We start from the raw sequence: 17,680 nt of genomic DNA on the forward strand, positions 1-17,680 counted from the left end.
GCGCATCCCGCCTTGGACGTCCGCTCAGAGTTCGCTGGAATAGATGTCCGCATTTTCCTGCTCTCCGCCCGGCTGACCGTCGGCGCCCAGCGAGCTGATGTCGAACGCGCCGCGACGACCCGGCACGGTGTAGACATAAGCGCGGCCCCAGGGATCATCAGGCAGTTTCTTGATATAGCCTCCGCGCCGATAACGCTGCGGCTGCGCAAGCGAGGGCGGCGGGTTGAGCAGCGCCTGGAGGCCATCCGATGCCGACGGATAGGTCAGATTGTCGAGCCGATACTGCTCCAACGCCTGTTCAATGGTTGCGATGTCCGCCTTGGCCTTCTCGACGCGCGCGGTGTCGGTGGCAGGGATGACGTTGATCGCCACGATCGTCGCCAGCAAACCGATGATGACGATGACGACCATCAGTTCGACGAGGGTGAATCCCTCTTCGCCCGACTTTCCCCCTTCATTCCTGTCAAAACGCATTGCGGCTTTGGAAGAAAGGCGCGTGGCGTTGCCATATTTGGCCCGAAGTGATGTCACGAAACGCATATATACTCCTTCAAGCCCCGGTGAGGCTTTGCAGCTGCAGGATCGGCAGCAGGATGGACAGGATGATGACGGCGACGATGCCCCCCATCAGGATGATGATGACCGGCTCCAGCATGGCCAGAGCAGCTGAAGTGAAACTGTCAAATTCGCGCTCCAGATAATCGGCGGCGCGCTCCAGCATCGTGTCGAGCCGCCCCGCGCTCTCGCCACTGGCCGCCAGATAGACGAGCAGTGGCGGGAACACGCCCGCCCGGCGCAGCGCGGCCGACAGGCTGCCGCCGCCACGGATCGCTTCGACAATGTCGTCGGAGGCGCGGCGGAGCACCCGGTTGTGGACGGTGTTCGCCGTGAGCGACAGCCCCTCCATCAACGGCAGGCGGCTGGCCACCATGGTAGACAGGGTCCGCGCCATGCGCGCTGCGTGCAGATCCCGGATCAACCGGCCGAGCAGCGGCAGACCAAGCAACGTCGCGTCGAACCGATAGCGGAAACTATCCACCTTCAGCGCACGCCAGAACATCAGGCCCGCTATCGTCAGCAGCAGTAGCAAGAGCCACCAATAGCCGGCGAGGAACGCCGACAGGCCCATCACCATGCGGGTGAGCAGGGGCAATTCCTGCCCCACCGTATCGAATTGCTCCACGACCTTGGGCACGACGAAGATCATGAGCGCGGCGACGACGCAAACGGCGAAGGTGGCGAGGACCGACGGATAGGCGATGGCGGTGAGCACCTTCGAGCGCATCAGCGCCTGCCGCTCCATCAGGTCCGACAGCCGCTCCATGATGGTCGGCAGGCTTCCCGAACTTTCGCCGGCCGAGATCATGGCCCGATAGAGCGGCGGGAAACTGCGTGGCTCGGCCCCCAGCGCGTCGGCCAGGCGCCGCCCCTCCAGAACGCCGCCATGCACCGTGCCGACGATGGCGCGGACATGGTCCTGCTCGCTCTGGCGGCCAATCGTGCGCAGCGATTCCTCCAGCGGGCTGACCTGGATCAGCGTCGAAAGCTGGCGAGTAAAAAGCGTCAATTCCTTGGCGCTGAGCCGTGGCGCGCGCAGCGACAGGCCCGCGCGCTGCCGTGCCTTCGTTGCCGCTCCAGGCTCCAGCCGCACGATGAACAGCTTACGCCCGTCCAGTCGGGCGCGCGCGTCATCAACCGTATCGGCCCTGACCTTGCCCGACCGTTCGCGCCCTGCCGGGTCGATCGCCACATAGTCGAAATCAGCCATCGGCGATGGTTTCCACCTCGGTTGCGTCCCGGCGCGAAACGCGGATCGCTTCTTCGGCCGTGGTCTGCCCATCGCGCACGAGCGCGCGGGCCGCCGATCCCAGATTGGGCGCGTTGAGGAAAGCGTGGCGCGCGATCAGCGATTCATCGCCGCCATCGTTGATCAGGCGGCGGATCGTGTCGTCGACACGGATCGCTTCAAATACGCCGATCCGGCCCTTATAGCCCGAACCGCTGCATTCATCGCAGCCGCGCGCCTTGTAGATGATGGTCCCGGGGTCGAAGCCCAGCAGCGCGCTGGCTGACTTGTCTGCCTGCACCGGCTCGCGGCAATGCTGGCAGAGCCGGCGGACAAGCCGCTGGGCAATGACGGCGCGCAGCGTCGAGGCAAGCAGGAAGGGTTCGACGCGCATGTCGCGCATACGCGTGATCGCGCCGACAGCGTCATTGGTGTGGACGGTCGAAAGGACAAGGTGGCCCGTCAGCGACGCCTGCACCGCAATCTCCGCCGTCTCGCGGTCGCGGATTTCGCCGACCATCACGACGTCCGGGTCCTGACGCAGGATCGCGCGCAGGCCCGCCGCGAAGGTCAGGCCGACCTTGGCATTGACCTGTGTCTGGCCGACGCCTTCGATCGCATATTCGACCGGGTCCTCCACCGTCAGGATATTGCGGCTGCCATCGTTGAGCTGGCGAAGGCCCGCATAGAGCGTGGTCGTCTTGCCCGAACCCGTAGGCCCTGTGACCAGGATGATGCCGTTGGGTTCGGACAGTCCCTCGCGGAAGATGCGGTCGGGCGCACCCGTCATGCCCAGCAGGTCCAGGTTCATGCCCGCATTCTCCTTGTCGAGAATACGCAGCACCACCCGCTCGCCTGCCCGGCTCGGCAACGTGGACACACGGACGTCGAGCAACTTGCCGCCCAGGGTCAGGCCAATGCGCCCATCCTGCGGCACGCGGCGCTCGGCAATGTCGAGCCGCGCCATCACCTTGATGCGACTGACCACCACCGGGGCAACGTGCGGCGGCATCCGTAGCGTTTCGCGCAGCACGCCATCGACGCGCATCCGCACGATCAGCCCGGTTTCATATGGCTCGATATGAATATCCGACACGCCCTGCCGCGCGGCTTCGGCGATGATGCCGTTGATCAGGCGGATCGCCGGCGCGTCGTCCGCGCTGTCGAGCAAATCGTCGGCGGTGGGAATGTCGGCCGCCAATATGTCCAGTTCATCCGCCCCCACCTCGAGCGATCCTGCCATCGCAGCGGCGCTGCCCTCCATCGCATAATGGTTGGACAGATGGCGGTCGAACTCGGATGGCTCGACAAAGCGCACATCGAAGCTGCGCGCCAGATGACGGCGCACTTCCAGCAGGACGCGCGGATCGCTGCCCGCCCGCACCGCGATCACGATCCGATCACCCTCCTGCGGCAGCAGGACGACGCCATGCTTGCGCGCAAAGACATAGGGAATGTCGATCGGCCGCGGCGGCGATGGGATCGCGGCCTCGACGCTCTCCAATTCGCTCATCGCTGCTCTCCGCTCGCGGGGATTTCGACCGGGCGCACCACGCCGCTCGACTGACGGACGGTGGGTTCGATGACGTCGGGCTGCACGCCTGCCTGCGGCTGTACCACCATATCGCCGGGCTGCGGCGGCGCGATCGGAGGCGCTGCGCCCATATAATCGCGCACCAGCTCGTCGATCGTCGGCTCGGAGTCCGGATCGCGCTGCAACTGCATGCCGCGAATATAGCCGTAGCGCTGCTGTGTCAGCTTCTGCGCATCTTCCTTGGACCGGAGGATGGTCGGGCGGATGAAGACCATGAGGTTGGTCTTCGTCCGGCTGCGGCTGCGCGATTTGAACAGCTCGCCAATGCCCGGAATGTCCGATAGCAACGGAATGCGCTCGATCGTCTTGCGCTCATTGTCGTCGAGCAGGCCGCCCAGCGCCAATATTTCGCCGTCATCGACGGTCACCGTCGTTTCGATCTCGCGCTTGTTGATGATGAGGTCGCTGTTATCGTTGCTGACCGGTCCGGCCACGCTCGACACTTCCTGACGCAGGAACAGCTTGATTGCGCCGCCGGTATTGATCTGGGGCTTAACCTCCAGCTTGATGCCGACATCCTGGCGCTGGACCGTGCGGAACTGGTTGTCGAAATTCTGGCTGAGCGCCTCACCAGTGGTGACGGGCACTTGCTGCCCCACGAGGATCGACGCCTTCTGATTGTCCAGCGTCATGACCGAAGGCGTGGAGAGCAGGTTGCTTTCGGTGTCGGATTTCACTGCATTGATGATCGCACCGAAAATGCCGTTGCTGCCAATGCTGCCGCCTAGGCCGGCAATCGCGCCGGTCGCGCTTTGCAGACTGTTGATCGCTGCTTGTTGCAGCGTGCTGGCAAGATCGCTGTTTTCGCGCACTTCGGTGGTGGTGCGGGTGCCGTCAGGCGCCACCACCGTCGTCGTCGTCGTGCCCAGCTGATTCGCGCCATAGGCCCCGGCGAGCGTCAGCAGATTGGGCGAGGCATTGCTGTAGTTGGTCGCGGCAAACCCGGTCTTGGTACTGCCGATCAGGAACTGCACGCCCAGTTTCTTGGCGGCGGCATCGCTGATTTCGACGATGATCGCTTCCACCAGCACCTGCTCGCGGCGCGTATCGATCTGGCGGATCGTTTCGCCCAGCATACGCTGCACATCGCTGTTGGCGGCGACGATGATGGCGTTCGCACCTTCATAGCGAGTCACGATTGCCGGGCCGCGCGTATTGATACCGCCGCCGGATGAGGATGCGGACGAAGACGCCGCGACGGGTGCGGCGGCCTGGGACGCGGGTGCGCCGCCCTGCCCGCCCGACGCGGGCGTTGCAGATGTTACCGGTTCGCTGGTCGATTGCCCCACCAATTGCTGCAAGACTGGCAACAGCTTTTCAGCATCGGCATGCTCCAGCCAGTAGACCCGGATTTCCGTGCCGCTTGCCGCCTGGCGGTCCAGTTCGCGCGCCATATTGGCGAGCCGGGCCACCGTCCCGGCGTCACCGCGAATGGCCACCGAATTGCTGCTGTCGATCGGCACCACGGTCGCGGCTGACGGCGCGGCATTCTCGCCCCCGCCGCCATTCGTCACCAAGGCCTGAAGCGACGTCGCAATCTCCCGCGCGCCGGCGTTCTTGAGTGCAACCATCTGCGTGGCGGCAGTGTCGCGGTCGATGCGGGCGATCACCTGGCGGATGCGGGCGACATTATCGGCATAGTCAGCGACGACCACGCTGTTGCCGGCGCGGTTGGCCGTGACCGACCCTTCCTTGCTGACCAGCGGGCGCAGGGTTTCCAGTGCGCTCGCCGCGTCGATCGACCGGAGGCGAAACACTTCCGTCAGGAAGCTGTTGCGGTTGGCGGCGCGGCCGACGCCGCTTGGCTGACCCGCCGCCCCATCGACCGGCTGGATGCGATAGGCGCCGCCCGGCGCAGGCACGGCCACCAGCCCGTTAGCGCGCAAGGTCGACAGGAAAATCTCGAAATATTCCGATCGGCTGAGTGGCCGGTCGGTGACGACCGATACCTTCCCCTGCACCTTGTTGTCGATGATGAAGGTGCGGCCCGTAACCCGCGCCGCATCCTGAATGAAAGCGCGAATGTCGGCGTCGCGCACATTGAGCGTCTGTTGCGCCCGAACAGACGCGATCGGCGTCGCCAAAGCGAGGGCCATGGCGGCGGAGAGGAGAAGTTTGCGGGTCATTGGCCTTGCACTATGAGGTTGACCGAGGCGACGGCCGCGCCGCGCTCGACGGTCAGGGACAGGCGCGCACCGGGCGCGATCTGGTTCTGGAGGCTTTGCAGGTCGCCGACCGACTGGCCGTTGACCTGGGTCACGATATCGCCGGGACGAAAGCCTGCGGTAGCGAAGCCCGGGCCCTTGGCCGCGACGACGAGGCCGGTCACCCGGCCATTTTCCATGCGGGGGGCAAAACCGATGTCGCGCTTCAGCATATCAGCGGTCACGCCGCCTCCGGGCGCTGCCGGAGGCGGCGGAGCGGCGCTGGTCCAGCCCGCACCGCCGGCCGGTGGGGCTTCAGCGTCTGTTGCCGACGTCGACTGATCGAGAAACGCCTGTTCCTCCGCTCCGCCGCGATCGATCGTGACATGATCGAACGCCACGGCTTTCAGCACCACGCCGGGCATGATCTCATCACCCACAGCGTAGCTGTTCTGGACGCCGTCGGGCGTAGCGATGATGGCGGACCCCAGGCCCGAGCCCTCGTTAAGGCGTATGCCATAGACCGTCAGCGCCAGGGAAGTGACCACACCGCCCGATTGCTCCGGCGCTTCAGCGCGAAAAAAGGGATCGAAGCTTCCAAACAACAGCGCACGGGCCTGGGGCGACAATAGCTGAGCCTGACGTCCTTCCCATGGTCCAAAGCTGCCGACCGGGGTCACGACGGCCCACACCAGGCGCACCAGCAGCAGCGCCAGAACGACCAGCAATGTCTTTTCCAGAAGACCAAGCCAGTCGATACCGCGCGTAACAAGCCGCGCCCGCCGCCAACGGTCAATCCTGTCACCTACCGCAACGCGCATGATGTCCGACAAGCCCCCCGAAATATGCGAGCCTGCTAGGCGCGGCGCTTTACATCAAAATGACGGTTATATTGCTTTATTATGACAGGCTTGCATGCAGAGCATTTCTACGGCTGAAGGTCAACATTTGCGACCATCAAGGCATGTCATCGACACGAGGCTCCATGACCCCAGAGACCCTTTCACCGCCCGCGCCTGCCGGCGTTGACGCCGATCCGGCCTGGATTGCGGCACATCCTCGCGTTCAGCGAGTCCCCAACAAAGACCTCGCGCTTTTCATCCTGCGTGACTTTCTGAGCGCGGGCGAATGTATGGGACTGATCGACCGGATCGATGCGCAACGCCGTCCGTCAACCATCGCCGATCATAATGGCGACGGTTATTTCCGGACGAGCGAGACATGCGATCTCGATCACGGCGATCCCTTCGTCGCGGCAGTCAATGCGCGCCTCGACGCGTTCACGGGAATCGCAACCGAACATGGCGAACCCATTCAGGGACAGCGCTATGCCGTGGGGCAGGAGTTCAAGGCCCATACCGATTATTTCGATCCTAAGGGCGCCGATTTCGACCGTTACTGCGCAGTGGCCGGCAATCGCACATGGACGGTGATGCTCTATCTTGATCAGCCCACCGCCGGCGGCGCCACACGCTTCACCCGCATCGGCAAGACGGTTCAACCCGAAACCGGCAAGCTTCTGGCGTGGAATAACCGCCTGCCATCAGGCGCGCCCAACCCAGCCAGCATCCATCACGGTATGAAAGTGCGCAGCGGGGTCAAGCATGTCATCACCAAATGGTATCGCGAGCGGCCCTGGGGCTGATGCCTAGCGCCAGAAACGCGGAGCCTGCGCGAAGCGGTCATGGGCTTTGCCCGCCTTACGCAGCAGTTGCTTCTCCGATTTGATATCCAACCCGATATTATCGGGCAGATGGTAGCGTGCGAACAGCGCTGGTGCCGTTGCCAGATCGTTAAGGTCGCCTAGACGATCCTGCAATTTGGCCAGCGCCTTGACATACGCGCCATGCGCCTTCTGCGATGGCTTGTCCTGATAAAGACCCGCAAAGAATTCAGAGCCATAGCGCAGCTTCTTGGCCTCTTTACGGACCTTGTGCCGCAAATCCGACGGCAGTCGCGCCAGATCATCTCCCCCCTTGGCGACTCGCTTGTGTAGTTTTTTAAGGCGACTGGCCGCGAAATCCGCAACTGACGCATCCGATGCACCACTGCATCCCGCCCCCAGCGCCAGCCATTCGGCAATATCCAGCAGCAAGCCGCGAATGCGTGCCGATTCGAGCCATTCGCGCACCCGCGCATGGCTTTCCGCGCGCGCCTCCGCAATCGCCGCCTGGGCAACGGGGTCCAACCGCCCGTGCAGCACATCCAGATCGCGCGCCTCCCCCAGCAACGCCGCCAGCCAGCGCAACTCCTGTTGAAAGCGTGCGACGTCTGCCTCCAGCAGCACCGTCTTGAACAGGGTCAGCGCACTGCGCAACCGGCGCACCGCAACACGCGCCTGATGCAGGGCCCGCTCTCGAAATTCGGCCAGCAACAGCGACTCGTTGCGGCGATAATGGCGCAAGCATGCGCCCGCGATCGCCAGAAACGCATCGCGGATCGTCATATCGGCGTCGAGCAGGACCGGCTCAGCCTTGACCGATTCCCTTATCGGTCCCCGCAGCAGATAGCCGCGCTCCGCCTTGCTCAGAACCGCAGGGCGCACCGACACCTCGGCATCTATGCGGCGCGCGATTGCGAACAGCGCGGCAGGTGCGCCAGCGACAAGTTCGAGTTCGACCTCGCAAAGGTCTGCTTCGCGCGCACCCGCCCGTACGACGCCCCGGTCGATCACCATCTCCACCTTCGCATCGCCCTCTTCGATCTGCCAGCGCATGCGTTCGATATCGGTTTCAAACATCGGCTCGATCTGGTCGACAGCCTCGCCCAATGCGTCCCGCACTGGCGTTTGCGCATCAAGCACTGGCCTGTTCGACCGGACGGGTCGTTCCCATTCCTGACGCGTGAACAGCCCACCCGCAGCCGACCCGTCGCCCTTGACGGTCTGCACCCTGCGCCGCCCGGACTGCCGAATCCGCAGGCTGATCCCCTTGTTCGCCAGTTGCGTATCGGGCGTATCGAAATAAATGGCGCGCAGACGGGCGACATCCTCGCGCTCAGGCAGCATGTCCCATTGCGACAGACGGCTGGCGCCATCGTCCGACAGGTCCAGCTTGAGTTCGATTTCGCGGCCCATATATCCTCCATCATACGCCGCAAGGGGGCGGATGCATAGCAGGACGCGTGGCCCCGGGGCGTCGTTCCAGAATCGCAACGGCCGGCCTGTCGAATGACGGGCCGGCCGCACGATCCGGGGGGCGATCAGCCCCCACTGGCAAGGTTTAGAACGCCACCGTCAACGACGCGGCGATCGTGGTGCCGATCTTGTAGCGGTTATAGAATATCTTGGTGCCGCCGGCCTCTTGGAATTCCTGATATTTCCGGCCCGTGATGTTCCGAGCCTCAAATTTGAATTCGCTGTTGATGCCGCCCGGCAGCGTCACACCCCGACGGGCGACGAAGTCCAGCGTCAGGCCTGGCTTTTCCTTGATATCGGGTTGCAGGTTCGGACCACGGCTGGTGACGCGAGGGCTGGCATAGGTGAGCAGCAGCGTCTGCTGCGACAGCTTGTCCGTATCTTCGAGCCCGATCTGGACGTTGACCAGATGGTCCGACTGGCCCGTCAACGGCGCGCCGTCGACGAAATAGTCGGACGCGGCCGGCAGGTCGCCGGTGGTGTAGGTGTAAGGAATGGTCGTGTCGCCATCGCTCACCTTCAGTTCCGACTGAGTGTAGGTGTAGTTGCCGATCAGCACCACGCGGCGGGTCTGGAAGAAGTTTGAATCCATCCCGTCGAGCGGAATATATTTCTGCGCTTCTACCTCAAAGCCGTACAGCGTCGCTTCCGGCGCATTGGCGAAGCTGGTGGTCACTGCATAGGTATCGGTAATGGTCGTGAAGGTTTCGATCGGATTGTCGATCTTCTTGTAGAAGGCCGACGCCGTCAGCCTCTCATCGCGCCCCATATACCATTCCGCGCGAATGTCGGCGTTCCACAATTCGCTGTCCTGCAGGAACGGGTTGCCGCGATAGAAGCGGTTGGATTCGGTGTCGATGAACGGCTGGGCGATCAGTTCGCGAAACTGCGGACGAGCGATCGTCTTGGACCCCGAGGCGCGGAACTGCAAACCGCCGCCCACGTCATAGGTCAGCGTGACGGCCGGCAACCAATAGTCATTCTTGACCTGGTTGAACGGCGTCTCGCCGGTCGAATAGACGTCGACGCCCGTCACCGACTGGCGGCCATTTTCGTAGCGGACGCCAGCATCGATGCTGAGGCCTGGGAACAGCTCTGCCTTTACCTGCCCATAGCCGGCATGGACGCGAAGCGCGGCGTCATAGACCGGATATGGCCCGGAAAAGTCGAGCAGGCCAAGATCGTAGAGCTGGATGGTCGCATCCGACAGCAGATAATCGGGCCGCAACTGCTGCACCGGCACGGGCAGGTTCACGGCATCGAAATGCAACTCATAGCGCGACGATGTACGCTTCGTATCCGTATAGGCATAGCCCGCCGTCACGGTGAAGCTTGGCGCGATCTTGTAGCTGAGATCCGCGCCGCCCGACCACAGGTCTTCGTTCAGGTCGCTGAACGTGACCGATGCATCGCCACGCTGGCGATTGAGCGCATTGATGAAGCGGTCGCCCACCGGATCAATGTCCAGATCGCGGTTCGAACGGACATAGACGAATTCGCGTTCATAGGGGGCTTCGCGCTGCGAATTGGCATAGCCGCCCCGCACATCGAGGCTCAACGCTTCGTCGAACTTGAATTCGCCGACAAATTGCGTGTCGATCAGCTGACGCTCATACCAGGCGGTCTGCTGGGTCAGATAATCAGCGCCCTGAATTTGGCCGTCATTCTGGCCGATGGCGAGCGAGGCACGCTTGAGCGTGTCGCGGATATAAAGGTTGGTCCAGCGCAGCTTCTGCTCGCCCCACTCAACGCCGACACCCAGCAGTCCGTTAACGGTGACCTGATTGTCGGTGACGACCTGATTATAGCTTTTGCCCGCGCCTTCTTCGACGGTCAGCGACGCCTGCTGCAAGTTGTCGCGCGTGCGCCATTTGTTGCTATATCCCGCCGTGGCGATGATGCCGACCCGCGCATCGCTGCCAACGTCGAAGGCCGTGCCGCCGTTGATCGAGCCGGAGAAGTTGAACGGCAGGCTGTTGGTGCGCTGAAGCACCGACGTCTTGCTGTTCAAAAACTGCATGGCGATCGCTTGCTGGTCGGAGCGATCGATATTGGCGAAGGGCACGCCCGCGCCAAAGGCATCCTTGAGCAGCGGCGGCACGTCGCGCGAACTGTCGTCAAAGCCGGTCCAGTCCGACTTGCTGCCATAGTAGGTATAGCCAAGCTGACCCGAGGTTTCGGTATTCGCGGAGCTTCCAACGCCGATTTCCAGATAGGATTCGGTCGGGATCGCTTTTGTCGTCAAGTTGATCACGCCGCCGCCAAATTCACCGGGGAAGTTGGCCGAGAAGCTTTTCTGCACCAAAGTCGACGCAATTACGCTGGTCGGGAAAATGTCGAGGGGCACGACACGCTTGAGCGGCTCGGGACTGGGCAGCGGCGAACCGTTGAGCAGTGCGAGCGAATAGCGATCGCCAAGGCCGCGGACATAGACATAGCCGCCCGACACCACGGACAGGCCAGTGACGCGCTGAAGCGAACCGGCGATGTCACCCTCACCCGTGCGCTTGATGTCGGCCGCCGACAGGACGTTCACCACCTGCGGCGCCGCCTGCGAGATGTTGCTGGTGCGGCGACCGGTGACGACGATGTCGGAACCGGGAATGGAAACATCGACGTCGCCCGACTGGGCGGCGGCTTCATCGGCGGCGCTGGGCGTCGTCGAGAGGCCGGCGTCGCCGGCGGACGATGAACTGGTGTCGGTCTGCGCCATCGCCACGGGAGCGACCAGCGCGGTGGAAATCAGGAGCAGGCGCGCCAAGGTCAGCGGCTTCGACATGCTAGGGGTCCCCCTTTGGGAATATGCAGTGTGCAAGAAAGGCGGGGAAGCGCCGATTCACGCTCCCCCGCCCCTATTGAGGTCAGGTGCCGATCAGGTCGTCGGAATGGCCGTGCAGTTGCCGCTGGCGCTGCCGAAGCTGGCCGTCACGGAATTGCAGGTCCAGCCGGCATACCAAGTGTCGCTGCTGTCCTTGACCGCGCCGACATAGTTGGTCGTGGCGAAGGCGCTGTCGATCGTCTTGGGATCTGTTGCCGTCACCGCGGTTTCGGTCGCGCCGTTGATGAACAGGCTGGTCAGCGACGGCGTGTAGTTGATGCTGCTGTTCGGGCCAGCTTCGAAGATCGACTGGACGACCGAAGCCTCTACCCCGCCCGTGCCCTTGAACGGCTCGCTGTTGCATTGCATGACCACCGAAATATAGCGCGGCTTGCCGGCATCCTGAAGAGCATCGTCGGCGTCGCGAACGGTCGCGGCACTGTTGATGCGCAGGCAGCTTTGGTTGGGGCTGACGATGATGCCGTTGACCAGCGCCAGGTCGGCGCCGCCGCGCAGCAGCATGGACGCGCCGTCGTCACCAGTGTTCGAACGCTGGATGTGGGTGAAGTTGGCGACCTTCAGATACTGGCGCGGCAGGGCGTCTTCGCTCGCGTTGCTGTTGCTGGTCGAACCGTTCGAGTCGGTTTCCAGGAAGGTATCGCCGATATTGTTGTTGGCGCGCTGGACCGAGATCAGGAACTGCGCCGTACCGCGGAAACCGACGTCGGTGTCCAGATTGTCGTCTTCGTTACCGGTCAGGACCAGATATTTCATGTTGGCCGAGCCGCCGAAGGCTTCGATGCCGTCGTCCGAGCTGTTGTGGACCTGGATATGATCGATGACGGTTCCGGTGCCGACGCCCGAGGGGGTCAGGCCCTGCAATTCCTTGCCGTCGGCCAGGACAAAGCCCGAATAGCGGATTTGCACATAGGACAGGCGGCCAGAGCTGTCGGCGTCGTTCGCGCCGCCATACAGGGCGTTGCTGGTGCCTTCGGTGTCACGCTCGCACGCCGTCGTACCGGGCGCGGCGGCAGGCGCCTGGCAATCGGTGATCTTGCCGCGGCCCAGCAGCACGATGCCGCCCCACTGGCCCGACGACTGATCGGTGGCGGCGCCGGTGACGTTTTCGCGGCTGGTGAAGATGATCGGCGCGGTGGCGCTGCCAACGGCATTGATCTTGTTACCGCGATTGACCGCCAGATAGGCGTTACCCGTGCTGGCGAAGACGACGACGCCCGGATCGATGTTGAGCGTGACGTCGGTGTTGCTCGTGCCGGCGCCCTGATCGGTGCCGACATCGACGCGGCCGGGCAGCGAATAGATCACGCCGGTGGCCTTGGCGATCGCCGTCGTCGCGGTGAAACGCGTCGGGAAGCCGCAATTGCGCCAGGTATTGGTGCCGTCGGTGATGGTGCCAAGGTCATTCAGCTGGTTCGGGCCAGCGATCGACGGGCAGCTCGCCGCGGGCGTCACCGCCGTCGGGGTGGGCGTGGGCGTCGGGGTAGGCGTCGGCGTCGGCGTCGGGGTAGGCGTCGGCGCGGGGATGACGATGGTGCCTTCGCCGGGCGAAGCAATGTCGTCAGCGCCACAGGCGCTCAGACCTACGCAGGCGCAGCTCGCCATCAGGATCGTGTGGATACGGTTAATCTTGGCCATGTCATCTCCGCTCCGGCTTTGCCGGCGTTGTGGAACTGCGGAGCGCAGGGGAATTTACGAATCGGACAACGCCCCCTGTCGCCCTCTTTGCGGGGCACTAGGCGGCCCAAGTGACAGGCTCATTCCGCTTCCATGACAGTGGAGCGTCTTTGATATGACGAAGACATGACAGTCATGTCAGGGAAAAGACATCGTCGAAAAGTGGAGCGAAAAAAGGGCGCCGTCCCGCAGGACGGCGCCCTCCCCTCATGAATGGCTTTTGACCGGGCCGCGCCCTTAGCGGGCAGCGAAGCTCGGATTCAGGCGGCCCATGGCGCGACGTGCAATCACGCGCGACGACTCTTCCTCGCCATTGGCCAGCAGAAGCATCATTTCCGGCGCGAAACGTGCGGAGCGATAGGCTTCGCGCGCCTGCTTCATGCGGCCGGCACCAGCATAGGCGTTGCCCAGGTTGATCAGACGCGCCGGGTCGTTGGCGCTGTAGGGCCACATCGGCTCCAGCCGTTCGATCGCGGCGTCGAATTGCCCGGACGCAATCGCGTTCGCGGCGAGGTTGCCATCCTGCACGCCAAGAACGACAAGGCTATCGGGAGCGGACTGTGCCATGGCCGGCCCCGCCACGACCAGTGAAACCCCGAACATGATTGCGGCCTTCAACATCTCTCATCTCCCAAAAAAACTTCCCAATATAGCCAGGATTATTTCATCTAGATGACAATGGCGCAAGCAGGCTGCATGGGTATCGCAAAGAGTTTGTTTTCAGGAAAATCAAGGCATTAGAAATTTTACGCCATTATGTCATAAAAGCGTAATCGAATTAGCAAGCTGAATTCTGCCCGGCGCGAATCGCTTTGACACAGCACGACCTATGCCTCGGCCGGGCTAGAGACCCCGCGCAGCAAAATGACCGGTGGTTGGGAAAGGTCCGGAGGCTTCTGTTGCCCGGCGCCTCCGGGTGCCGCTGAATTCCCTTCTGTTGCCCGGTGGGTTCAACCGCGCTATTTTAGAGTAATGTCAGGCCGTGAGGCCCTCAATTACGCTGCAATGGCGAGTGCTTCGTTATCGTTGGCACTTGTGAGTTTTGCACAGTTTAACGGCGTACACGGGCCGGGTAAAAGCATCGCTTTTCAACACACGTCGATCCTAGTTCGGCCCCGTCATCTTCCCCGCGAAGCGAGGGAGGTGGTGGAGCCGCCGGGTACTGCCCCCGGGTCCGCTGCGTCTATTATACGACACACTTTATCACCATAGCCGGTCGAACCCGGCAGCTGTGCATATGGGCGCAAGCAAATGATTCTTCAAGCGCTCCGCGCAACAAGCTCTTGCGCCCAGACATCTTTCCACCATGGCGCTTAGCCGCTAGAAGCCTTCCATGATCCTCGTCATCGACAATTATGACAGCTTCACCTGGAACCTCGTCCATTATCTCATGGAACTGGGCGCCAGGGTGGAGGTCGTCCGCAACGACGCCATTTCGGCCGGCCAGGCGCTTTCCAGCGGCGCCAAGGCCTTCCTCCTGTCACCTGGCCCTTGCACGCCCAATGAAGCCGGCGTCAGCCTGGACCTTGTCGCAGCCTGCGCCGACGCCGGCGCGCCGCTGTTGGGCGTTTGCCTGGGTCATCAGGCCATCGGCCAGCATTTCGGCGGCAAGGTGGTGCGTGGCGGGTTGATGCATGGCAAGACATCACCGGTCAGCCACGATGGCACGGGCCTGTTCCAGGGCTTGCCCTCCCCCTTCACCGCCACCCGCTACCATTCGCTGATCGTCGAGGATGTTCCGGGCAGCCTGATCGTCAACGCCACCAGCGAGGATGGGTCGGTCATGGGCTTTCGTCACGCCAGCCTGCCGATCCATTCGGTCCAGTTCCATCCTGAAAGCATCGCCACCGAACATGGTCATGCGATGCTGGCAAATTTCCTGACGCTGGCCGGATTGCCCGTCCGGCGACGCGAAGCCGCCTGATCGGACAGGCGGGTATCGCAAAAAGCGTGGCGCGCCCGCCTTGCCCCTCGACTTACCGTGCCGGCGCTGATTAAGGCGAGGCATCATGACCCGTTTGCCCGATCCTTCCGCGCCGCTGTCCGGTGAAGCCGCCGCGATCGCCTTCGACCTGCTGTTCGATGCCGACCTGCTGGACGAGGACATATCGGCATTTCTGGTAACAATGGCGCGGCGAGGCGAAACGGCGACGGAAATCGCCGCCGCCGCCCGCGCCATGCGCGCGCGCATGATCCCGGTCGGTGCGCCGGCCGGCGCAATCGACGTGTGCGGTACCGGTGGAGATGGACACCACACGCTAAATGTTTCGACCGCCGTCAGCCTGGTGGTCGCCGCAGCGGGCGTGCCGGTCGCCAAGCATGGCAATCGCGCAGCCTCATCCAAGGCCGGCGCGGCCGATACGCTCGAAGCGCTCGGCCTCGACCTTGACCGGGCGGCCGCCACCGCCGAAGCGACGCTAGCGGATTTGGGCATCGGCTTCCTCTTCGCGCAAAATTATCATCCTGCACTCAAACGGCTTGGTCCCATTCGCCGCGCCATCGGTGAGCGCACCATCTTCAACCTCATGGGGCCGCTCGCCAATCCGGCCAATGTCCGTCGCCAACTGGTCGGCATTGCCCGGCCCGCTTATGTGCCCATCTATGCGCAGGCCTTGGCAGAACTCGGCGTTGACCGGGCGATGATCGTATCGGGTGACGAAGGACTGGACGAATTGTCGCTCGCAGGCGGCAATGACATGGCAGAGGTGAGGGACCATGCGTTGGTCGCCATGCACCGCATCGATGCGGCCGATCTGGGGTTGCCCACCCATCCCGTCTCGGCAATCCGTGGCGGCGATGCGGCCTATAATGCCGCGGCCCTGCGCGCCTTGCTTCAGGGCGAGAAAAACGCCTATCGCGATGCCGTCCTGCTGAACGCCGCCGCCGCGCTGGTGGTGGCGGACGCCGCCGCCGATCTGCGCGAGGGGCTGGAGGAAGCGGCCGAAACGCTCGATCGTGGCCTTGCCAATGCGCTTTTGAATTGCTGGATTGCCTATACATGACCAACAAGCTGATCGAAATTTGCGACGTCAAGCGCGGGGAGGTCGCTCGGAGAAAAGCGGCGACCAGCATCGCCAGCCTTCAGACGCGCGCCGCCGAGCAGACGCCGCCGCGCGGGTTTCGCCGCGCGCTGGACGCAGCCTCTCTATCAGGCTTCGGCCTCATCGCGGAGGTCAAGAAGGCCAGCCCGTCCAAGGGATTGATCCGCGCCAACTTCGATCCGCCGGCTCATGCCGCCGCCTATGCGGCCGGTGGCGCGGCTTGTCTGTCCGTCCTGACCGACGAACCCTATTTCCAGGGCGCAGACGCCTATCTTGTCGCCGCTCGCGCCGCCTGCGTGCTTCCAGTGCTGCGTAAGGATTTCATGGTCGATCCCTGGCAGGTGCTGGAAAGCCGGGCACTGGGCGCGGACGCCATCCTGATCATCGTCGCCGCGCTGGATGACGGCCTCATGCGCGAGATAGAGGATGCCGCGCTGGGCCTTGGCATGGACGCGTTGATCGAGGTGCATGACGAGGCTGAACTAGAGCGCGCCCTGGCGTTGCGCTCTCGTCTCATCGGCGTCAATAATCGCGACCTGCGTGATTTCAGTGTGGACTTTGCGCGCACCTATGAACTGGTCGACAAGGCACCGGCAGGCTGCACCTTCGTCGCCGAAAGCGGGCTTGGCAGTCATGATGACCTTGTTGCCATGTCCGGCCATGGCGTCCGCAATTTTCTGGTAGGGGAAACATTGATGCGGCAGGCCGATGTCGAATCCGCCACGCGCATCTTGTTAAACGGGGCATGAGCGGCCTCACGCATCTCGACGCCGACGGCTCTGCCCGCATGGTCGACGTGTCGGCCAAGGCCGTCACTGCGCGCGAAGCCATCGCCGCAGGTCGGATCGACATGAGCGATGAAGCTGCGCGGGCCATCGCAGAGGGGCTGGTCAAAAAAGGCGATGTGCTGGCGGTCGCACGTGTGGCGGGCATCATGGCGGCAAAAAAGACCGCCGACCTTATCCCGCTGTGCCATCCGATCGCGCTCAGCGCAGTGACCGTAGATTTTACGCTCGACGATCATGGCGTCACGGTCAAAGCGACCGCGCGGACGGCTGGCCAGACCGGCGTGGAGATGGAGGCGCTCGCCGCAACGTCCGTCGCTCTGCTCACCATTTACGACATGGCCAAGGCGCTGGACAAGGCGATGGTCATCCGCGACGTCAGGCTGATCGCGAAGACCGGCGGCAAGTCGGGCGATTGGCGGCGACCGGAATGAGCCTGCTGCCGGTCGCAGAGGCGCAGGCCCGCTTGTTCGCTCTTGCAGAGCCGCTGTCGGCGGAGACGGTGCCGATCGGCGAGGCTGTCGGCCGCTGGCTGGCGCAGGATCTGATTGCCTTGCGCGACCAGCCCTGGGCCGATCTGTCGGCGATGGATGGTTATGCCGTGCGCGCGGCCGAGCATCCGGGGCCTTGGCGCGTGACGGGCGAAAGCACCGCCGGCTGTGCTTTCGCCCGTCACGCGCC

14 protein-coding genes, 1 other RNA gene and 1 pseudogene are annotated in these 17,680 nt (G+C 63.4%); 6 read left to right on the top strand and 10 right to left on the bottom strand.

Annotated elements, in window-relative coordinates; all coding sequences use genetic code 11:
• Positions 1 to 24: 24 nt before the first annotated feature.
• From gspG to B2V90_RS10565, 5 genes are all read right to left on the bottom strand, one after another.
• Positions 25 to 474, bottom strand: coding sequence for a type II secretion system major pseudopilin GspG (gene gspG / locus B2V90_RS10545; RefSeq protein WP_009821690.1), 450 nt, complete (start codon positions 472 to 474; stop codon positions 25 to 27).
• Positions 475 to 550: 76 nt separating this feature from the next.
• Entirely contained in the window at positions 551 to 1,768 is a 1,218-nt protein-coding gene (gene gspF / locus B2V90_RS10550) for a type II secretion system inner membrane protein GspF (protein WP_228222469.1), read from the bottom strand.
• Positions 1,761 to 3,299: a type II secretion system ATPase GspE gene (gene gspE, locus B2V90_RS10555; RefSeq protein WP_228222468.1), complete on the bottom strand. Its 1,539-nt coding sequence runs from the start codon at positions 3,297 to 3,299 to the stop codon at positions 1,761 to 1,763. The genes gspF and gspE overlap by 8 nt, the downstream gene beginning before the upstream one ends.
• Positions 3,296 to 5,506 carry a type II secretion system secretin GspD gene (gspD, locus tag B2V90_RS10560; RefSeq protein ID WP_228226678.1) on the bottom strand — a complete coding sequence of 737 codons (2,211 nt, stop codon included), beginning with the start codon at positions 5,504 to 5,506 and terminating at the stop codon, positions 3,296 to 3,298. The genes gspE and gspD overlap by 4 nt, the downstream gene beginning before the upstream one ends.
• Positions 5,503 to 6,345 (bottom strand): type II secretion system protein N, encoded by an 843-nt coding sequence (locus B2V90_RS10565; RefSeq protein ID WP_228222466.1) that lies wholly within the window; start codon positions 6,343 to 6,345, stop codon positions 5,503 to 5,505. Before B2V90_RS10565 ends, gspD begins: the two co-directional genes overlap by 4 nt.
• Before the next feature lie 164 nt (positions 6,346 to 6,509).
• Between B2V90_RS10565 and B2V90_RS10570 the strand changes: the two genes are divergently transcribed.
• Positions 6,510 to 7,169, top strand: coding sequence for a prolyl hydroxylase family protein (locus tag B2V90_RS10570; protein ID WP_293921202.1), 660 nt, complete (start codon positions 6,510 to 6,512; stop codon positions 7,167 to 7,169).
• A gap of 3 nt (positions 7,170 to 7,172) precedes the next feature.
• On the opposite strand, the gene B2V90_RS10575 is transcribed toward B2V90_RS10570, so the two are convergent.
• The 5 genes from B2V90_RS10575 to ssrA all read right to left on the bottom strand — a co-directional run bounded on the left by B2V90_RS10575 (position 7,173) and on the right by ssrA (position 14,440).
• Positions 7,173 to 8,600: a CYTH and CHAD domain-containing protein gene (locus B2V90_RS10575; RefSeq protein ID WP_228222464.1), complete on the bottom strand. Its 1,428-nt coding sequence runs from the start codon at positions 8,598 to 8,600 to the stop codon at positions 7,173 to 7,175.
• A gap of 145 nt (positions 8,601 to 8,745) precedes the next feature.
• Positions 8,746 to 11,439: a TonB-dependent receptor domain-containing protein gene (locus B2V90_RS10580; RefSeq protein ID WP_293921205.1), complete on the bottom strand. Its 2,694-nt coding sequence runs from the start codon at positions 11,437 to 11,439 to the stop codon at positions 8,746 to 8,748.
• A 93-nt stretch (positions 11,440 to 11,532) separates the two neighbouring features.
• A complete protein-coding gene (locus B2V90_RS10585) occupies positions 11,533 to 13,134 on the bottom strand; it encodes a hypothetical protein (protein WP_228222462.1) in 1,602 nt (533 codons plus the stop codon).
• Between the two features lie 276 nt (positions 13,135 to 13,410).
• Entirely contained in the window at positions 13,411 to 13,794 is a 384-nt protein-coding gene (locus tag B2V90_RS10590) for a tetratricopeptide repeat protein (protein WP_228222461.1), read from the bottom strand.
• A gap of 302 nt (positions 13,795 to 14,096) precedes the next feature.
• Positions 14,097 to 14,440, bottom strand: a transfer-messenger RNA (tmRNA) gene (gene ssrA / locus B2V90_RS10595).
• 66 nt (positions 14,441 to 14,506) lie between these two features.
• Between ssrA and B2V90_RS10600 the strand changes: the two genes are divergently transcribed.
• The 5 genes and pseudogenes from B2V90_RS10600 to B2V90_RS10620 all read left to right on the top strand — a co-directional run.
• Positions 14,507 to 15,097, top strand: a complete 591-nt coding sequence (locus B2V90_RS10600) for an anthranilate synthase component II (RefSeq protein ID WP_009821700.1) — start codon at positions 14,507 to 14,509, stop codon at positions 15,095 to 15,097.
• Positions 15,098 to 15,182: 85 nt separating this feature from the next.
• Positions 15,183 to 16,175 (top strand): anthranilate phosphoribosyltransferase, encoded by a 993-nt coding sequence (gene trpD / locus B2V90_RS10605; protein WP_228222460.1) that lies wholly within the window; start codon positions 15,183 to 15,185, stop codon positions 16,173 to 16,175.
• On the top strand, positions 16,172 to 16,963 hold the full coding sequence (gene trpC / locus B2V90_RS10610; protein ID WP_228222459.1) for an indole-3-glycerol phosphate synthase TrpC: 792 nt from the start codon (positions 16,172 to 16,174) through the stop codon (positions 16,961 to 16,963). Before trpD ends, trpC begins: the two co-directional genes overlap by 4 nt.
• Positions 16,960 to 17,433, top strand: a complete 474-nt coding sequence (gene moaC, locus B2V90_RS10615; protein WP_228222458.1) for a cyclic pyranopterin monophosphate synthase MoaC — start codon at positions 16,960 to 16,962, stop codon at positions 17,431 to 17,433. The genes trpC and moaC overlap by 4 nt, the downstream gene beginning before the upstream one ends.
• Positions 17,430 to 17,680 (top strand): annotated as a pseudogene (locus tag B2V90_RS10620) (molybdopterin molybdenumtransferase MoeA); the annotation flags it as partial. The gene moaC and the pseudogene B2V90_RS10620, both read left to right, overlap by 4 nt.

The sequence above is a fragment of the Sphingobium sp. UBA5915 genome (assembly GCF_002431195.1).
GTDB lineage: Bacteria > Pseudomonadota > Alphaproteobacteria > Sphingomonadales > Sphingomonadaceae > Sphingobium > Sphingobium soli.